Source organism: Amycolatopsis nalaikhensis, from assembly GCF_030264295.1.
GTDB classification, from domain to species: Bacteria; Actinomycetota; Actinomycetes; order Mycobacteriales; family Pseudonocardiaceae; genus Amycolatopsis; species Amycolatopsis nalaikhensis.
In genome coordinates, this window is record NZ_CP127173.1 from 7,899,919 (window position 1) to 7,916,594 (window position 16,676).

Consider the following 16,676-nt stretch of genomic DNA (forward strand, 5'->3'; position numbering starts at 1 on the left):
GGCCCACCTCGACCGGGTCGTGATCATGGCCGCGGAGTACCGCGGCGACCTGGACGCCGACGTGCTCGCCCGCGCGTTCCGTCACTTGTGGACGGTGCACCCGGTGCTGCGGGCCCGCGTCCGCGGCAGCGCCCCCGACGCGCTGCTCGCGGTTTCGCCCGAGCACGAACCGGGGCTGGTCGTCCTCGACGAGGAACCGGACGCGCTGGCGAAGATCGCCGGGCTGCCGTGGGACGCCACGGCCGGCGTCGCGGACCTCGTGCTCGTCCAGGGGAACGGACACGGGTTCGTGGCGCTGCGCACCGACCACTCGATCACCGACGCGAACGCGTGGCTCGGCACCTTCCGCGAGCTGCTGCGGTGGTACACGGCGTTCGCGTCGGGGGAGGAGCCGGTGAGCGAGCCGGGCACGGCCCTGCCCGCGCCTCCCGCGGCGCTCTTCCACGAGCGGCTCGGGCTGATCCCGTACGACCGGCGGCTGTTCCACTCCGCGACCCCGCCCGAGCCGGCCGCCGGGACGGCCGGGCTGCTCAGCGGCTACCTGCGCCTCGGCGCCGAGGAGACGCGGTGGCTCAAGCGCGCGGCGCGCCGCTACGAGACGACGGTGCACGGCCTGGTGGCCGGCGCGATCCTGGTCGCCCAGCGCGTCCTGGCCGGCGGGCGGGACCCGGTGCCGATGTACTGCGTTTCGCCGGTCGACTTCCGGCGCCGGGTCGACCCGCCGGTGGGCGAAGCTCGAGACCACCAACTTCATGATGTCGTACGTCGCCGAGACGGGCGTTTCCCCGCGGTTGAGCCCGGTCCTCGTCGGCCGGGCGGTGAAGGCGCGGATGGACGAGGTGCTCTCGGCGGCGGAAGGGGTCCGCGATCCGGCGCCGATGGAGGACGCGCTCGGGCGCAACCTCTCCTTCGCGCTGATCAGCAACCTCGGCGTGGTCGCGGAGTTCCCGGCGCCGTCCGGGGTCGAGTTCACCGAGCTGCACATCCTCAACACCGTCGGCGACACGTTCTTCCCCGGCTATTACGTCTCGACCTACCGGGACCGGCTGACGGTGCTGCACGTGTTCACCGACCGGTTCTTCACCCGCGGCGACGTCGACCGGCTCGTCCGGGAGCTGCACGAGCAGCTGCTGATCGTCGGTGCGTCGGCGTGAAGGCGCTCTTGCTGACCCACGGCAGCCGCGGCGACGTCCAGCCGTTCGCCGCGCTGGCCGCGGCCCTGACCGGCGCCGGGCACGAGGTGGTGCTGGCCGCGCCCGCGTCGTCGGCCGCGCTCGCGGACCCGTTCTGCCGCCGGCTGGTCCCGCTCGACGACGGGACCAACAAGCTGGTCGACGACCGCGCGGCGTGGGAGGCGGTCGAGCGCAACTTCCGCGGCCTGCGCGGCAAACGGCTCGGGCTGCGGCTGGCGCGCCGCAACCGGATCGCGATGGCGCGGGTGTTCGGCGACCTCGCGGCGTTGGGCCGGATGCTCGCCGAGGAGGACGACGTCGACGTCGTCGTGCACCAGGTCAACGTGCCCGGGCACGCGCTCGCCGAGCTGCTCGGCGTCCCGGCGGTTCCGGTGTGCTTGCAGCCGTTCTGGGTGCCGACGCCGTCGTTCCCCGACCCGCTGTTCCCGTTCCCGCTGCCCACGGTGCTGAACCGGGTTTCGTACGCGTCGACGAGGACGTTCGTTCGGGCCCTCACCGGCAACCCGGGCCGGTTCCGCCGCGAGGGGCTCGGCCTGCCCCGCCGCCGCTTCGCTCACGACCCGCTCCGGCGGCCCGGTGGCGGGCGGACCACGGTGCTGCAGGCGTTCAGCAGGCACGTGCTGCCGCCGCGCGCGCGGTACCCGGATTCCGTGCACACACCCGGGTTCTTCTTCCTCCCGCCCCGGCACCCGTGGACGCCGCCCGCCGAGCTGGCGGCCTTCCTCGCCGCCGGCGAGCCGCCGGTCTACCTCGGGTTCGGCAGCATGGTCGGCAGCGACCCGGGCCGGACCGGGCGGATCGTCGCCGAAGCCGTGCGTGCGGCCGGGATCCGCGCGGTGGTGGCCCTGGGCCGTGGCGGCATCCGCCCGGACGGCCTCGGCCGGGACGCGTACTGCCTGACGGAGGCCCCGCACGACTGGCTCTTCCCCCGGATGGCGGCGGTGGTGCACCACGGCGGCGCGGGCACGACCGCCGCGGCGCTGGCGGCCGGGCGCCCGCAGGTGGTCTGCCCGTTCATGTTCGACCAGCCCTACTTCGCCCGGCGGCTGTTCGCCTTGGGCGTCGCCCCGAACCCGCAGCCGTTGCGGGAGCTGACGGCGGACGGCTTGGCCGGGGCGATCGGCGACGCCGTCGCGGGCACGGCACCGGCCCGCGCCCGGGAGCTGGGCGAGCTGGTCCGCGCGGAGGACGGGACCGGCCACGCGGTGAAGGTCCTGGAGGCGTGTGCTGAAGGGGACGTTCGTCTCATCTGACGCGCTGAAGGGCCCTTTCCTGTCATCAGATGACAGGAAAGGGCCTTTCAGCCCGCCTGCGGGACCGGGCCCTGCTCGACGATCCGGCCGTGGTGCAGGGCGACCACCCGGTGGCACAGGAAGCGGACCACGTCGACGTCGTGGGAGATGAACAGGTAGCTCAGCCCGAGCTGCTGCTGCAGGTCCAGCAGCAGGTTGAGGATCTGGGCCTGCACCGAGAGGTCGAGCGCGCTGGTCGGCTCGTCGCAGACGACCAGTTCCGGCTCCAGCACCAGCGCGCGGGCGATCGCGATGCGCTGGAGCTGGCCGCCGGAGAAGGCAGCCGGGTGACGGCGTGCCGCGGCGGGGGACAACCCGACCCGCTCCAGGACGTCCGCGACCCGGGCCTCGGCCGCCCGGCGCGGCAGCCGGTGGACGACCCGCAGCGGCTCGGCCAGGGTGCTGCCGACCGTGCGGGACGGGTTCAGGGACCCGTGCGGGTCCTGGAACACGATCTGCAGCCGCGTGCTCAGCGCCCGCCGTCGCCGGGCGGTCGCGTGCGTGATGTCCTCGCCGCGGAACCGGATCCGGCCCGCCGACGGCCGGACCAGGCCGACGACCGCGTGTCCGATCGTCGACTTCCCGGACCCGGATTCGCCGAGCAGTCCCAGCGTTTCGCCCTCCCGCACGGTGAGGTCCACTCCGGACACCGGGCGGTGCTCGACGTGGAGGTCGCGGATCTCAAGCAGAGGCACGTTCGCCTCCCGGCGACAGCTTGGCGTGGTGGAGGCAGCGGGTGCGGTGCCCGGCGGCGGGTTCGGCGACCGGCACCGGCGCCGCGGTGCATTCGGCGGTCGCGAGGGGACACCGGGGCGCGAAGTGGCAGCCGCGGGGCCAGTGCCCGGGCTCGGGGACCGACCCGGGGATGGCGGCGAGCCGGGAGCCGCGGGGCGCGCGGCCCGGCATCGCCCCGAGCAGGCCCTCGGTGTACGGGTGCCGCGGCCGCGTCAGTAACTCGCCGACCGGACCGGACTCCACGATGTGCCCGGCGTACATCACGTAGGCGCGGCGGCAGAAGTCCGCCACCACCGCCCAGTCGTGGGTGATGAGCAGGATCGCCATCCCGCGTTCGGCCCGCAGCCGCCGGAGCAGGGCGAGCACCTCGGCCCGCACGGATGCGTCCAGCGCCGTCGTCGGCTCGTCGGCGATGAGCAGGCTCGGCTCCCCGGCCAGCGCCATCGCGATCGCGACGCGCTGGGCCATGCCGCCGGACAGCTCGTGCGGGTAGCGGCGGGCGACGTCCTCCCGCAGGTTCACGTCACGCAGCAGGGCGAGCGTTCGTTCCCGGACCCGCGCGCGGGTCCCGCCGTGGCGCAGCCGGACGAGCTCGTCCACCTGGTGGCCCACGGTGAACACCGGGTCGAGCGCGCCCACGGGGTTCTGCGAGATCAGCGCGATCCGCGAGCCGCGCAGGGCCCGCACCGCCCGCGGCCCGGCGAGGGCGAGGTCTTCACCGTCGAAATGGAGGCTCCCGGCGGTGACCGCGCCGCCCGCCGGGAGCAGGTCCAGTACCGCGCGGCCGGTGATCGACTTGCCGCAGCCGGATTCACCGACCAGCGCGACGGCCTCGCCGCGCCCGATGTCGAGGTCGGCGCCCGCCACCACGACGAGGTCGCCGGGCAGCGTGACCTCGATGTCCCGCAGCGAAAGCAGGGCCGTCGAAGGCTCGTCCCGCGGGGTCAGCGACGGCGCGGGCGGGCGCGGCAGGTGGTGGCGCGGCTCGGTGCGCTCGGCGGTGGCGTCGCGGACGACGTCGCCGAGCAGGCCGAACGCCAGGATCGCCAGGCCCAGCACGACGCCCGGCGGCACCAGCAGCCACGGCTGGCGGTCGATCACCGACGCCGCCTGCGCGATCATGTCGCCCCACGTCGGGTCCGGCGGCTGCGCGCCGAAGCCGAGGTAGCTCAGGCCCGCGTCGATGAGCAGTGCCCCGCCCGCCAGCAGCGAGACCTGGACGATGATCGGCCCGGCGATCCGCGGCAGCACGTGCGCGGTCACGATCCGGTGGTGCGGCAGCCCGCACACCCGCGCGGCGGCGACGTAGAGTTCCTTGCGCACGGCCAAAGTCGCGCCCCGGACGACCCGCGCCAGCCCGGGCGAGACGAGGATGCCGAGCGCGACCATCACGACGGTCTGGTGCTCGCCCACGACGGCCAGCACGACCAGCAGCGTCATCAGCACCGGGATGGCGAGCAGGACGTCGACGACCCAGGTGAACGCCCGGTCGAACCAGCCGTCCAGGTAGCCCGCGACGATCCCGCTCGTGACGCCCACGCCGACCACGGTGACGACGACGATGCCCGCGTGCAGCAGGCTGATCTGCCCGCCGTACATGAGCCGGGTGAGCACGTCGCGGCCGAGCGCGTCGGTGCCGAGCACGTGGCGCGGGCCCGGCCCGGCGAGGACGTCGTCGAGGTCGGTCGCCACCGGGCTGTCCGGCGCGAGGACCGGGGCCAGCACCGAACCGGTCACCAGCAGCGCGAGGTACCCCAGCGGCAGCAGGGCGAGCGGGCGGCGCAGCGCGGCCCGCCACCGCCGCCCGGGCCGCACGCCCCGCGCGACGAACTCCTCGATGCCCGCGGTCACCGGACCCGCGCCTTCGGGTTGAGCAGGCCGTAGGCCAGGTCCACCACGAGGTTGACCACGACGACGATCACCGTGAACACCACCACCACGCCTTGGATCATCCGGATGTCGTGCAGGGAGGTCGCCTGCACGGCCAGGCCGCCGAGGCCCGGCATGGCGAACACGGACTCGACGAACACGGTCCCGCTCAGCAACCCGATGAACGTCAGCCCGACCAGGGTCACCACCGGGATCGCCGCGTTGCGCAGCGCGTGCCGCAGCACCACCGACACCTCGGGAACCCCGTGGGCGCGCAACGCCGTGACGTAGTCGCGGGAGAGCGCGTCCAGCATCGCGTCGCGGGTCTGCTTGGCGAACACGGCGACGCCGGGGAGCGCCAGCGTCGCGACCGGCAGCACCAGGCTGCGGGCCCACCCGGCCGGTGACGCGCCGAGCGCGACGTACCCGGTGGCGGGCAGCAGGGGCACGGTCACCGCGAACAGCGTCACCATGGTGAGCGCGAACCAGAAGCTGGGCAGCGCGTACCCGATCAGGGAAAGCACGTCGACGACCCGGCCGATCCGGCCACCCTGGACGGCGCTGACGACGCCGAGCGCGACGCCGACGACCGCGGTGACCGCCGTCGCGCAGCCGATCAGCGAAAGCGTGACGGGCAGCCGGTTCCCGATCTCGGCCGCCACCGACAGCCCGCTGACCGGCGACGACCCGAGGTCGCCGCGCAGCGCGTCCCGCAGCCAGTGGCCGTACTGCGTCAGCACCGGCTGGTCGAGGCCGAGCTGGTGACGCAGCTGGTCGTAGGCCGGGACGCTGAAGTTCTGCCCCAGTATCGAGCGCGCGAGGTCGCCGGGGGCGGCCGACTGCAGGAGGAAGGCCAGCAGCGACACGAGGAACACGAGCGCCACCGACACGACCACGCGGTGGGTGATCAGCCGGAGCACGTCGCCACCTCCGTCCCGTCGCGCCGCTGCCCGGAGAGGAACTGCCGGTACCACCGGTAGGACGCCTTGGGCGTGCGGGCGAGCGTCGCGAAGTCGACGTGCACCAGCCCGAAGCGCGGGCGGTAGCCGTGCTCCCACTCGAGGTTGTCCAGCAGCGACCAGACGTGGTAGCCGCGGATGTCCGACCCGGCGTCGAGCGCGGCCCGCACCTCGTGCAGGCAGCCACGCAGGTAGGCGATGCGCCGCAGGTCCTGGACCGAGCCGGTGACGTCCGGCTCGTCCAGGCCGGGGTAGCCGTTTTCGGTGACCTGGATCGGCGGCAGGTCCGGGTAGTTCGCGCGCAGCCAGGTCAGCAGCGCGCCGAAGCCGTGCGGCACCACCGGCCAGCCGAGGAGATTGGTGCTCGCGCCGGGGATCTCGACGCGGGTGTAGCCGAAAACCCCGGACGGCGACGCGGCGATGCGCGCGGGGGCGTACCAGTTGACGCCGAGGAAGTCGAGCGGCGCGGCGATGATCGCGCGGTCGGCCGCGTCCGCTTCGATCACCGGACCGCCGTCGAGGTGGGGGTAGTCGCCGCGCAGCAGGGGATCGAGGAACAGCCGGTCTTCGTACGCGTCGGCCCGCGCGGCGGCGGTGTTGTCCTGCGGCCGCTCGCTCGCCGGCGTCGTCCCGGCGAGGTTGAGGCTGATCCCGATCTCCGCGTCCGGCACGCGGGCGCGCAGGCGGGGCACGGCGAGGCCGTGGCCCAGCAGGAGGTGGTGGGCCACGCGCAGGCCGTGGCGGCGCACCGGGTCCCCCGGCGGCCCGGTCATTTCCGCGTGCATGACCGAAAGCGGTTCGTTGAGCGTGATCCAGTGCCGGACGCGGTCGCCGAGCCGGACGGCGAGCCCCTCGGCGTAGTCGGCGAAGCGGGCGGCGGTGTCGCGGTCGGCCCAGCCACCGGCGTCCTCGATCGGCTGCGGGTGGTCCCAGTGGTAGACCGTGACCATCGGGTCGATGCGCAAGTCCAGCAGCCGGTCGACGAGCCGGTCGTAGAAGCCGACGCCGCGGCTGTTCCACCGGCCGCGCCCGGCGGGCTGCACCCGGGGCCACGACACGGAGAACCGGTAGCTGTCCACGCCGAGCCCGGCCATCAGGTCGAGGTCCTCGGCGAAGCGGTGGTAGTGGTCGCAGGCGACGTCGCCGGTCGCGCCGCCGGCCAGGCCGCCCGGCCGGTGCGCCCGGGTGTCCCAGTTGGACGGTCCCTTGCCGTCGGCGTCCCACGCGCCTTCGATCTGGTAGGCGGCCGTGGCCACCCCCCACCGGAAGCCGGGCGGGAACGCGAGATCCGGTTCGCTCATGTCAGCCGGCCGGGTGCCAGGAGGCGATGCTGGGGAACGGCTTGCCCGGTACCGGGTCGACGCCGACGGTGTCGCGGTAGAACAGCAGTCCCGGGCTGAGGCACACCGGCAGGAACCAGCCGAGCTCGACCACGCGCCGGACGATTTGCTTGTCGAGGGCGGGCCGGGAGTGCTCGTCGGCGGCCGCGGCCCGGCGGTCGAGGCTCTCCAGCTCGGGATCGCTGCTGTGGAAGGGGTTCATCCCGATGGCGTCCCGCAGCCAGAGCCCGCGGCCCATGAAGTAGGCGGGCAGCACGCCCCAGCCCATGCTGGACGCGGGGAACTGCGTCAGGGAGCTGTTGGCGGCGGCCGGTTCCTTGGCGGTGATCCGGAGCGTCACGCCGACCTGCTGGAGGTCCGACGCGATCGCCTGGACCAGTTCGCCGGGGAAGGCCGGGGTGGACGGGACGACGACCGGCAGGGCGAACCCGCCACCGACCCCGGCCGCGGCCAGCAGCTGCCGGGCCTTGCCGGGATCGTGGGTGTAGAAGGGTTGTTCGCTGTAGCCGTCTTCCCCGGGCGCCGAGGGCTGGTCGACGGGAACGCCGTACTCGCCGAGCAGCGCCGAGGTGATCTTGGCCCGGTCGACCGCGTAGTTGAGCGCCTGCCGGACCCGGACGTCGGCCAGCGGCGGGCTGAGCGTCCCGGCCCGGTCGTTGAGCTGCAGGCCCATCACGATGGCCGGGCTCGAGGCCACCTTGAACCCGGCGGCCTTCGCGCCGCCGGCGATGGCGTAGCTGCCCGCGACGACGTCGACCTGGGCCGTCTTGAGCGCGGCGAGGGCGGTGTTCTCGTTGGGCAGCACCTTGATGGTGATCTTGTCGTAGAACCGGCCGGCCGGGTTCCAGTACTTCGGGTTGGGGCCGTAGGTGTAGTGGTCGCCCGCCACGGTTTCGCCGGGCAGCAGCACGTACGGCCCGGCCCCGGCGGAGCGGGTCGCGAGCTCGGCGGGCGCGGCGACCCCGGCCGGGCTGATCACGTCTCCCGCCAGGAAGTCCTGGGTGAACAGCGACGGCAGGAGCGGGTGCGGCTGGTTCAGCTTCAGCCGCAGAACCAGGCGTCCTCGCGGGGTCATCGTCGCGATCGGGGCGAGGAAGGCGGCCGCCTGCCCGGCCGAGCGGCGGAAGTGCTCGATGCTCGCCTTGAGGCCGTCGGCGGTGAGCGGGCTGCCGTCCACGAAGGTCACGCCGTCTCGCAGCGTGATTTCGAACTCGGTGTTGCCGGTGCCGAGGTAACGCCACGCGGTCGCGAGTCTCGGCTGGTAGCTGCCGTCGGCGGAGCGGTAGATGAGCGGGTCGTAGGCGGGTTGGAGGAAGAACTGGGACTCCCCGCCCGCCTTGCCCGGGTCGAGGCTGGTCGGCGGCCAGAACTGGCCGATGCGGAGGGTGCGGCCGACGGCGGGCGAGCCGGACGGCCCGCCGCACGCGGCGGCGGCGAGCCCGGTCGCGAGCAGCAGGCCGCCGACGGTGAATTCGCGGCGGGACAGGACGGCGGCGGACGACATGGGAGACCTTTCGGGCTGGGGACCGGCGGGCGTTCAGCCGCGCCAGTGCCGGTCGAGCAGGGAGACGCCGTCCTGGGTGACCTTCCCGGAGGCGTCGAGCGTGGTCTCGGTCGCCGTGACCGCGACCTCGACCGTGACGTGGGCGCCGGTCGCGGTGTCGACCGTGCCGGTGATGCGCCCGGTGACGGTGGACTCGGCCACGTCGAGCCGGTGCGCGGTGGCGACGAGCTCCTGGTCGACCCGCAGGGTGTGCCGCCCGCCGGGAACGTCCTCCGGGCCGATCCGGTTGCCGCCGGCCAGGCGCAGGGAAACCGTGTCGCGCAAGAGGTCTTCGGTGACCTCCCAGAACGCGGTCTGGTCGCCGGACCCGCCGTCGAGCCGTTCTTCGAGGTCGGTGAGCGCGGGCTCGGCCGGTTCCGGCACCGCGCATTCGGTGCCGCTGCCGGGGGCGGGGAGCGGCAGCCGGAGCCGCCGCGCGGTGGGCCACCCTTCGGGCGGCTCCTGCGGCCAGACCCGGGGGAAATCCCCGGGGGCGACGACGACGCGGAGCCGGTGTCCCGCGGCCACTTCGTAGGTGGTCGGCGTCAGCGGCACGGCGACCTCGCCCTCGCCGGGGCTTTCGAGCCCGGCGCAGATCAGCAGGGACCGGCCGGCGGGGTCGACGTCGGTCAGCTTCACCGACACCCGCGGCCACGCCTGGGCGAGCTCCACCACGGGACGGCCGCTGACGAGCAGCGGGCGCGGCAGCGGCGGCGAGGTGTAGCTGAGCCCGCGGCTGTCGTCGCCGTGCTGGTCCAGCGGCAGCCCGAACTGGCCGGCCGGGGTGGCCCACAGCCCGGACTGCAGGCCGGCGGCCGGGTCCGGCACCGGTGGCGCGGACCGCTGCCAGCCGGACAGGTCCTCGGTGCGGACCGTGCCTTTCGGTGGCCAGGAAGCGAATCCCAGCCAGCGCGGGCGGTGTCCCTGCACATACACGCGGACGGCGGGCGCGTCGTCGGTCCCTTCGACGCCGAGCAGCCAGCGGTCCCACCAGGACCGGGCGATCTCGAGGAAGTCGATCGGCGTGAACGGGCACTCCTGCGGCATGACGTGCATCCACGGGCCGGCGATGAGCCGCTTGGTCCCGCGCAGGCCTTCGTACGCGCGGATCGCGCCGTCCACGAAGAGGTCCCGCCAGCCGGCGACGCAGAGCGCGGGTACTTCGACCGTCGAGACGTCGATCCGCCGCCGCGCCCACACCGGGGAGCCGGGGCCGTTGCGGAACATGTCCAGCAGGTACGGCGCGAACGTCAGCCGCCGGTGCCAGCGCGCCTGCTCGTCCGGGTCGGTGAAGTCGTCCACCGGCGGCAGGAGCTGGTTGAACAGCGTGCTCACCGCCCACGACGCCAGCGGCGAGAACGCGCCGCGCGAGCCGCCGGGGTGGACGAAGTCGCGGCCGGGATCGGTCGGCCCTTCGAGCGCGATGACCGCGCGCAGCGCCGCGGGCCGCCGGGCGGCGGCCCGCAACGTCGTGATGGCCCCGTAGGAACCACCCCACATGCCGACGGCGCCGGTGCACCACGACTGGGCGGCGCCCCAGCGGATGGCGTCGATCGCGTCGTCGGCGTCGCCGGGGTCGAACGGCGGCCGCTGGACGCCGTCGGACGAGCCGGTGCCGAGCAGGTCGACGAGCAGGGACGCGTAGCCGCGCTCGGCGAACCAGCGTTCGGTCGGCGACCCGGTCAGCGCGGCGACGTCGCGCCGGTAGGGCAGGACGGTCACCAGGAGCGGGAACGGGCCGGGGCCGGTGGGCAGGAACAGGTTGCCGGACAGGGTGACCCCCGGATCGGGGGTGGGGATCCGGACGTCGCGCCGGAGCACGACTTCGTGGTGCCGGTCAGTCTCCGTGCGTGCGGGCATCAAGGCCTCCGCTCCGCCGACGTCGGCGTCGAGTGGGTACGAGATCGAATACTTCAGTACCGGATTCCGTACGTTAGACACACGTGCGGCGACGGCGCAAGACCCGGCGGACCGGAAGCTACTGCTCGGCGGGGTTCGCCAGCGCGGCCAGCACGAGCGCGCCGAGCTCGGTGTAGGCGTCGGCCATGGACAGTCCCGATCGGTCGAGCAGCTCGCCGTGCTGGATGCCGTCGATGAGGATGCTGACCGCGGCGCCGACGAAGTCCGCGTTGACCGCGCGGAACGCGCCGGAGGCCACACCGTCCTGAATGGACTCCCGGACCCGGTGCGCGGCGGCGAGCGAGTGCCGGGCGTAGAGCTCCGCGGTGGCCTCGAAGGTGAGCAGGTCCGCGTAGCACTCCGGCGACATCCGCCGCAGCTCGGCGCCCAGGCCCGCGAGGTATTCGGCGATGCGCTGCGACGGGTCCGTGATCGGCCCGACCTTCTCCTCGACCCGCGCGGCCGCGCCCTGGAAGAAGTGCCGGACGGCCACGACGACGAGCTGCTCCTTGCTGCCGGCCACCGCGTACAGCGTCGACTTGGAACACTGCAGCCGGCCGGCCAGGTCGTCCACGGTCAGCCGGGCGAAGCCCTCGTCGAGGAAGAGCCGTTCCAGGCGCAGGATCAGCTCCTCGCGCTTGGCGTCGGACATGCGTCGGCTTCGCGCCGTGCGCGCTCCCGGTGGCGTCATCCAAGGTGGCTTCGCGGTCATGGTTCGGTAGCCTCGCACACCGGCCGGTCGGCGGCGGCGCGCGGTACTACCGTACCCCAATTCGTACCGTCACGGGAGAAGACCGAAGCGCCGGGCGGCGACCACGGCCTCCATCCGGCTGCGGGCCACGAGCTTGCGCATGGCGCTGCGCAGGTAGCTCTTCACGGTTTCGGTGGTGATCCCGAGGTCCTCCCCGATCTGGTGGTTGGTCCAGCCGAGCGCGACGCAGGCGAGCACGTCGAGCTTCCCGCGCCGAGAGCTCCGGGACGGTGTCGCGCCGCCGCGGCCTGCCGGTGACCGCGGACAGCGTCTCGCACACCGCGCGGACCCGGTCGCGCAGCACCGGGTCGTCGACGTCCTGGGTGAGGATCCGCAGCTCGGCGTAGGCCTCGCGGACCAGCTCCCAGTGCGGGCGGTTGCAGTCGGTCGCGTCGTACCGGTCGAGCCAGGCGAGCCGCCGGGTCACCTCGTCGCGCACGGCCAGGCTCTGCTCCAGCTCGCGCGCCGCCTCGACGACGGACTGGACCACGCGGTCGCCCAGCGGCATCGAGCTGCGCAGGGCGCCGTAGAGCACGCCGCGCACGGTCCGCGTCACCACCACCGGCACGGCCACCATCGCCCGCAGCCCCTCGGCCACGATGATGTGGTCGTAGTGGTGGCTGATGCCGGGGGAGCGCACGTAGTCGTCGACGACGACGGGCCGCCGCTGCGCCACCGCCTTCCCGCCCAGCCCGCGCCCGTACTCGAGACTGACCCCGCGCAGCGCGCCGGTGTTCGGGCCCGCGATCTGGCTGAGCTTCACCTGCCGTCCGGCGCCGACCTCGCCGCCGAACGTCAGCGGCAGCCCCGTCGCGTCGCGCATCCGGGCCAGTGCTCGGTAGATCTCCGGCCGGTCGTCGGCCGCGGCGTTCGGGTGCACGCCCGCCTCCTCGGGAAATCGTCACGAACGGGGACCGCTCCCCTCAGCCGGGGGTAGCTGGGTCCTTGCCGCGATGGGACATTTTGTCCACGGTACGGCACCGCGGCGGTATCGCGTAGCTCCAGGAGGTCGCCATGACGAGCAGCCACCGCCACGTCGAGGACCTGGTGAAGCTTTTCGACCGGCCGCGGGCCTGTGCCGCGGACCTCCTGTGCGACCGCCACCCCGCCGACGCGGTGGCCTTCACCGTCGTCGAGCCCGATCTGTCCTGGCATGACTGGACTTTCGGCGAGCTGCGGTCCCGGTCCGCCCGGCTGGCCACGGCACTGGCCGAACTCGGCGCGTGCCCCGGCGACCGCGTCGCGACCCTGCTCGGCAAGTCCGCCGAACTGGTCGTGACGCTGCTGGCGATCTGGCGGATCGGCGCGGTCCACGTGCCGCTGTTCACGGCGCTGGCCCCGCCGGCGATCGCGACCCGGCTCGCCGGCAGCGGCGCGCGGTTCGTGGTCACCGAACCCGCGCAGCGCGCCAAACTCGGCCCCAACGAAGACATTCCCGCACACTGGCGGCTGACCGTGATCACCACCGGCGGCCACCCCGGCGACCACTGCTTCGAGCGGCTGCTGGAAGCGCCGCCGCAACCGTCCCCGTTCGCACTGGGCGGCGACGCGACGCTCGTCGAGCTGTTCACCTCGGGCACGACCGGCGCGCCGAAAGCCGTGCCCGTGCCGCTGTGGGCGGTGTCCTCGATGCTCGGCTACCAGGAGTTCGGGTTGGACCACCAGGACCGCGACGTGTTCTGGAACGCCGCCGACCCCGGCTGGGCCTACGGTCTCTACCACGCGATCCTCGGCCCGCTCGGGCTCGGGCGGCGCAGCCTGTTGCTCCACAGTGGATTCTCCGCCGCGCTCACCTGGGCCGTGCTGGCCGCCTTCCGGGTCACGAACTTCACCGCGGGCCCGACGGTGTACCGCGCGCTGCGCGCCGCGGCGGATCCGCGGCCGCCGGACCTCGCGCTCCGGCACTGCTCGTCGGCGGGCGAGCCGCTGCCGCCGGAGGTGAGCGACTGGGCGGAACGCGTCCTCGGCGTGCCGATCCTCGACCACTACGGGCAAACCGAGCTGGGCATGGTGATCGCGAACGCCTGGCACCCGGACCTGCGCACCGCGCGGCGGCCGGGGTCGATGGGCCGCGCCCTGCCGGGCTGGCGCCTCGACGCGCTCCGGTCCGACGCGGCCGAGCCCGCGGCGCCCGGCGAACGCGGGCGGCTCGCCGTCGACCTGGCCGCCAGCCCGCTGATGTGGTTCACCGGCTACCGGGGCGCGCCCGGGCGGTTCACCGAAGACCGGCGCTGGTACCTCACCGGCGACACGGCGGCCAAGGACGCCGACGGGAACTTCACCTTCACCGCGCGCGAAGACGACATCATCCTGATGGCGGGCTACCGGATCGGACCGTCCGAAGTGGAGTCCGTGCTGCTCGGCCACCCCGCGGTCGCGGAGGCCGCGGTCGTCGGCGTCCCGGACGAGCTGCGCGGCGAGGTGGTCGCGGCCCACGTCGTCGTCCGCCCCGGCCGCGACGCGGGCCCGGAGCTGGCCGCGGAACTGCAGGACCTGGTGAAGTCCCGGTTCGCCGCGCACGCCTACCCGCGGATCGTCCACTTCGTCCCGGAGCTGCCGAAGACGCCCAGCGGCAAGCTGCAGCGGTCCGCGTTGCGCTACGCCGAGCGCCGGTCGCGATAGCCGTTCCGCACCCCCGATCCCGGGTGGCCCTTCACCGGCCCCCGGGTGAACACCCCTGCCCGCGCGCCCTTGCCCGGCGCGACGGGGAGTCCCGGCTGCCCTGAAGCCAGGGACCCCGACTCCCGCGCCGGACCACGCCCGGCGCGGGCCCGGGAGAGCCGTCCGCTCTCCCGTCCGCCTGGCGTCCCCCGGCCGGTCGCACCGGCGCGCCCGAGCACGCCGGGGGACGCCAGGTCCCGCCCCCCACCACCCCTGGAGGCAACGATGCCCAGGCCCGTCGAAGACCGGCAGATCCAGCCCCGTGCGGCAGCACTCGAGCGGGAACCCTCGCGGGTGACCCGCCGCAAGTTCGTCCTCGGCGCGGCCGCGGGACTGTCCGCGTTGGCCGTCGCGATGCCCCGGACGGCGAGTGCCGCCACGGCGTCCGACAGCGGCGCCCGGGTGGTCGCGGAACACCGGCTGAGTCCCACGATGCTCGACCTGACGATCGACTCACCGGCACTGGCCGGCACGGCGATGGTGCGGCTGCTGCACCCCGCGGACTGGACACCGGGCGCCACCCGCACCTGGCCGGTCCTGTACCTGCTGCACGGGGCGGGCGACGACTACACGTCGTGGACCCGCTCGACCGACGTCGCCGCGCTGACCAAGGGCACGGAGATGCTGGTGGTGATGCCCTCGGGCGGCCGGGACGGGTTCTATTCGGACTGGTTCAACCGGGGCGCGGGCGGCCCGCCGCGCTGGGAGACGTTCCACCTGACCGAGCTGCGCCAGATCCTCGAACGGGGGTACGGCGCCGGAACCGTCCGTTCGATCGCCGGGCTGTCGATGGGCGGACTCGGCGCGATGGCCTACGCCGGGCGCAACCCGGGCCTGTTCACCGCGGCGGCGGCCTACAGCGGCGTGCTGCACACGACGTACCAGGGAACCCGGGGCACGAGCCTGATCCAGGGCGTCCTCGTGAAAGACGGCTACGACCCCACGGCGTTGTGGGGCGACCCGAACCTGAACGCGGGTGTGTGGGCCGCGCACAACCCGTACGACCTGGCCGCGAAACTGGTGGGGATCCCGCTGTACCTGGCGTGCGGCAACGGGACGCCCGGCGTGCTGGACCCGCCGGGGACCCCGCCGGACCTGTTCATCGAGCCGCTGTGCGCGGAGATGAACACGGCTTTCGCGCGGCGGCTGCGGGAGGTGGGCGCGACCGTCACGACCGACTTCTACGGGCCGGGCACGCACAACTGGCCGTGGTGGCAGCGGTCCCTGCACGAGTCGTTCCCGATGCTGACGGGGGCGCTCGGGGTGGGGTAGTTCCCCGGGTATCACCCGGCGAGTGGTAGTCGGCGCCGCCCGCGGCTTCGTACGTTGCCGCAGGCGAGGGAGGGCGCAGTGGATGCCGCGGATGACTCGTTCGAGACTCCCGAGGTTCCGGACGGGTCATTCGCGGCGGCCGCCGGTCAGTCGCGCTCCGGAACCGGCGGGTCGAAGCGCAGCCGCGCCACGGTTTCGGGCACGACCAGCTCGGGCAGGCGCAGCCGCCACATCGCGCGGACCCGGCCCACCAGGTCGTGGTCGGCCGAAGCCGCCCTGGTGACCAGCTGCGTCCCGGCCAGCTCGGCGACCGTGCTCTCGGCGGCCGTCCGCACGTCCACGCCCTCGCGCAGCTCGCCCGCCCGCCGCGCGCGGCGGAGCAGCTCGCGCACCACCGCGAGCCAGCCCAGGAACTGCGCCGGGGCGAGCTGGTCCGCGAGCTCGGCGTGCAGCGGCAGCCGGACGCTCGCGCGGTACGCCGGGTCGTGCTGCACCCGGCGGGCGACTTCGAGCGTCAGTTCCACCAGGACCCGTGCCGGGCTGGCGTGCCGCGCGGACAGCCGCCCGGCCAGCTCCCACCACAGCGGGCAGTACCGCTCGACCACGGCGGCGGCCAAGGCCGCCTTGGACGGGAAATGGCAGTAGAGCGCGCCTTTCGTCACTTCGGCTTCGGCGCAGACCGTCTCCAGCGTGGTACCGGCGAAACCGTCCCGGTCGAAGATGACCGCGGCGGCGCCGACCAGGTCTTCCCGCGTCCGGCGGCCGCGGGCGGTGCCCGTCACGGGCCCGCGCGGTGCGCGAGCAGCCAGCACGAATCGACGAGGTCCGCGCCCGCCGTCAGGGAGACCGCGAAGTCGAAGGCCGATTCCGCGCCGTCGGCCCGGCTTTGACAGCGCACCCGGCCGAGCACGACGACGGTGTCGTCTTCGCAGACCCACCGGCCGACGCTGAGCCCGGCCACGGTCATCGCGGAATCGAAGGCCGACAGGAACGACTCGATCTGCCGACGCGTGCACGTTCCGCAGGTGCCATCGGGACGCGACGGCGTCGGGCCGCGCCACTCGACGCGGGGCGCGAGAAGGTGCGCGACACCGGCGAAGTCACCGGCGCCGAAGCGCAGGAGTGCTTGTTGCGCGAGCACGGTCGCGGTGGCGGTCTGCAC

General features: G+C 74.1%; 14 protein-coding genes and 2 pseudogenes. 5 read left to right on the forward strand and 11 right to left on the reverse strand.

Annotated elements, in window-relative coordinates; translation table 11 throughout:
- Positions 1-81: 81 nt before the first annotated feature.
- The gene (locus QP939_RS38580; protein WP_285451409.1) at positions 82-411 is read right to left on the reverse strand and encodes a hypothetical protein; all 330 of its coding nucleotides are present in this window, start codon (positions 409-411) and stop codon (positions 82-84) included.
- Here QP939_RS38580 and QP939_RS52015 point away from each other — a divergent pair.
- The 3 genes and pseudogenes from QP939_RS52015 to QP939_RS38590 all read left to right on the forward strand — a co-directional run.
- Positions 395-721, forward strand: a pseudogene (locus QP939_RS52015) (phthiocerol/phthiodiolone dimycocerosyl transferase family protein); the annotation flags it as partial. The gene QP939_RS38580 and the pseudogene QP939_RS52015 overlap by 17 nt on opposite strands.
- Positions 722-749: 28 nt before the next feature.
- Positions 750-1,154, forward strand: a pseudogene (locus QP939_RS38585) (phthiocerol/phthiodiolone dimycocerosyl transferase family protein); the annotation flags it as partial.
- Complete coding sequence (locus QP939_RS38590) at positions 1,151-2,446, forward strand: glycosyltransferase (protein WP_285451412.1); 1,296 nt, start codon at positions 1,151-1,153, stop codon at positions 2,444-2,446. The pseudogene QP939_RS38585 and the gene QP939_RS38590, both read left to right, overlap by 4 nt.
- A gap of 47 nt (positions 2,447-2,493) precedes the next feature.
- Here QP939_RS38590 and QP939_RS38595 read toward each other — a convergent pair whose 3' ends face one another.
- From QP939_RS38595 to QP939_RS52290, 8 genes are all read right to left on the reverse strand, one after another.
- A complete protein-coding gene (locus QP939_RS38595) occupies positions 2,494-3,180 on the reverse strand; it encodes an ABC transporter ATP-binding protein (RefSeq protein WP_285451413.1) in 687 nt (228 codons plus the stop codon).
- Positions 3,167-5,071, reverse strand: coding sequence for a dipeptide/oligopeptide/nickel ABC transporter permease/ATP-binding protein (locus tag QP939_RS38600; RefSeq protein WP_285451414.1), 1,905 nt, complete (start codon positions 5,069-5,071; stop codon positions 3,167-3,169). The genes QP939_RS38595 and QP939_RS38600 overlap by 14 nt, the downstream gene beginning before the upstream one ends.
- The gene (locus QP939_RS38605) at positions 5,068-6,009 is read right to left on the reverse strand and encodes an ABC transporter permease (protein WP_285451415.1); all 942 of its coding nucleotides are present in this window, start codon (positions 6,007-6,009) and stop codon (positions 5,068-5,070) included. Before QP939_RS38605 ends, QP939_RS38600 begins: the two co-directional genes overlap by 4 nt.
- Positions 5,997-7,349, reverse strand: a complete 1,353-nt coding sequence (locus tag QP939_RS38610) for a GH1 family beta-glucosidase (protein ID WP_285451417.1) — start codon at positions 7,347-7,349, stop codon at positions 5,997-5,999. Before QP939_RS38610 ends, QP939_RS38605 begins: the two co-directional genes overlap by 13 nt.
- Position 7,350: 1 nt before the next feature.
- Positions 7,351-8,892, reverse strand: coding sequence for an ABC transporter substrate-binding protein (locus QP939_RS38615; RefSeq protein WP_285451419.1), 1,542 nt, complete (start codon positions 8,890-8,892; stop codon positions 7,351-7,353).
- Between the two features lie 33 nt (positions 8,893-8,925).
- Positions 8,926-10,791 (reverse strand): CocE/NonD family hydrolase, encoded by a 1,866-nt coding sequence (locus QP939_RS38620; RefSeq protein WP_285451420.1) that lies wholly within the window; start codon positions 10,789-10,791, stop codon positions 8,926-8,928.
- Positions 10,792-10,909: 118 nt separating this feature from the next.
- Positions 10,910-11,482, reverse strand: a complete 573-nt coding sequence (locus QP939_RS38625; protein WP_285451422.1) for a TetR/AcrR family transcriptional regulator — start codon at positions 11,480-11,482, stop codon at positions 10,910-10,912.
- Between the two features lie 106 nt (positions 11,483-11,588).
- Positions 11,589-12,461 (reverse strand): GAF domain-containing protein, encoded by an 873-nt coding sequence (locus tag QP939_RS52290; protein ID WP_434219600.1) that lies wholly within the window; start codon positions 12,459-12,461, stop codon positions 11,589-11,591.
- 134 nt (positions 12,462-12,595) lie between these two features.
- Here QP939_RS52290 and QP939_RS38640 point away from each other — a divergent pair, with 134 nt between their 5' ends.
- Together QP939_RS38640 and QP939_RS38645 are read left to right on the forward strand one after the other, a co-directional pair.
- Entirely contained in the window at positions 12,596-14,203 is a 1,608-nt protein-coding gene (locus tag QP939_RS38640) for an AMP-binding protein (protein ID WP_285451423.1), read from the forward strand.
- A 264-nt stretch (positions 14,204-14,467) separates the two neighbouring features.
- Complete coding sequence (locus QP939_RS38645) at positions 14,468-15,514, forward strand: alpha/beta hydrolase (protein WP_285451424.1); 1,047 nt, start codon at positions 14,468-14,470, stop codon at positions 15,512-15,514.
- Positions 15,515-15,660: 146 nt separating this feature from the next.
- Here the strand turns inward: QP939_RS38645 and QP939_RS38650 are convergent, their stop codons facing one another.
- Both QP939_RS38650 and QP939_RS38655 read right to left on the reverse strand, forming a co-directional pair.
- A complete protein-coding gene (locus QP939_RS38650; protein ID WP_285451426.1) occupies positions 15,661-16,296 on the reverse strand; it encodes a ScbR family autoregulator-binding transcription factor in 636 nt (211 codons plus the stop codon).
- Positions 16,293-16,676: a nuclear transport factor 2 family protein gene (locus QP939_RS38655; RefSeq protein WP_285451427.1), complete on the reverse strand. Its 384-nt coding sequence runs from the start codon at positions 16,674-16,676 to the stop codon at positions 16,293-16,295. Before QP939_RS38655 ends, QP939_RS38650 begins: the two co-directional genes overlap by 4 nt.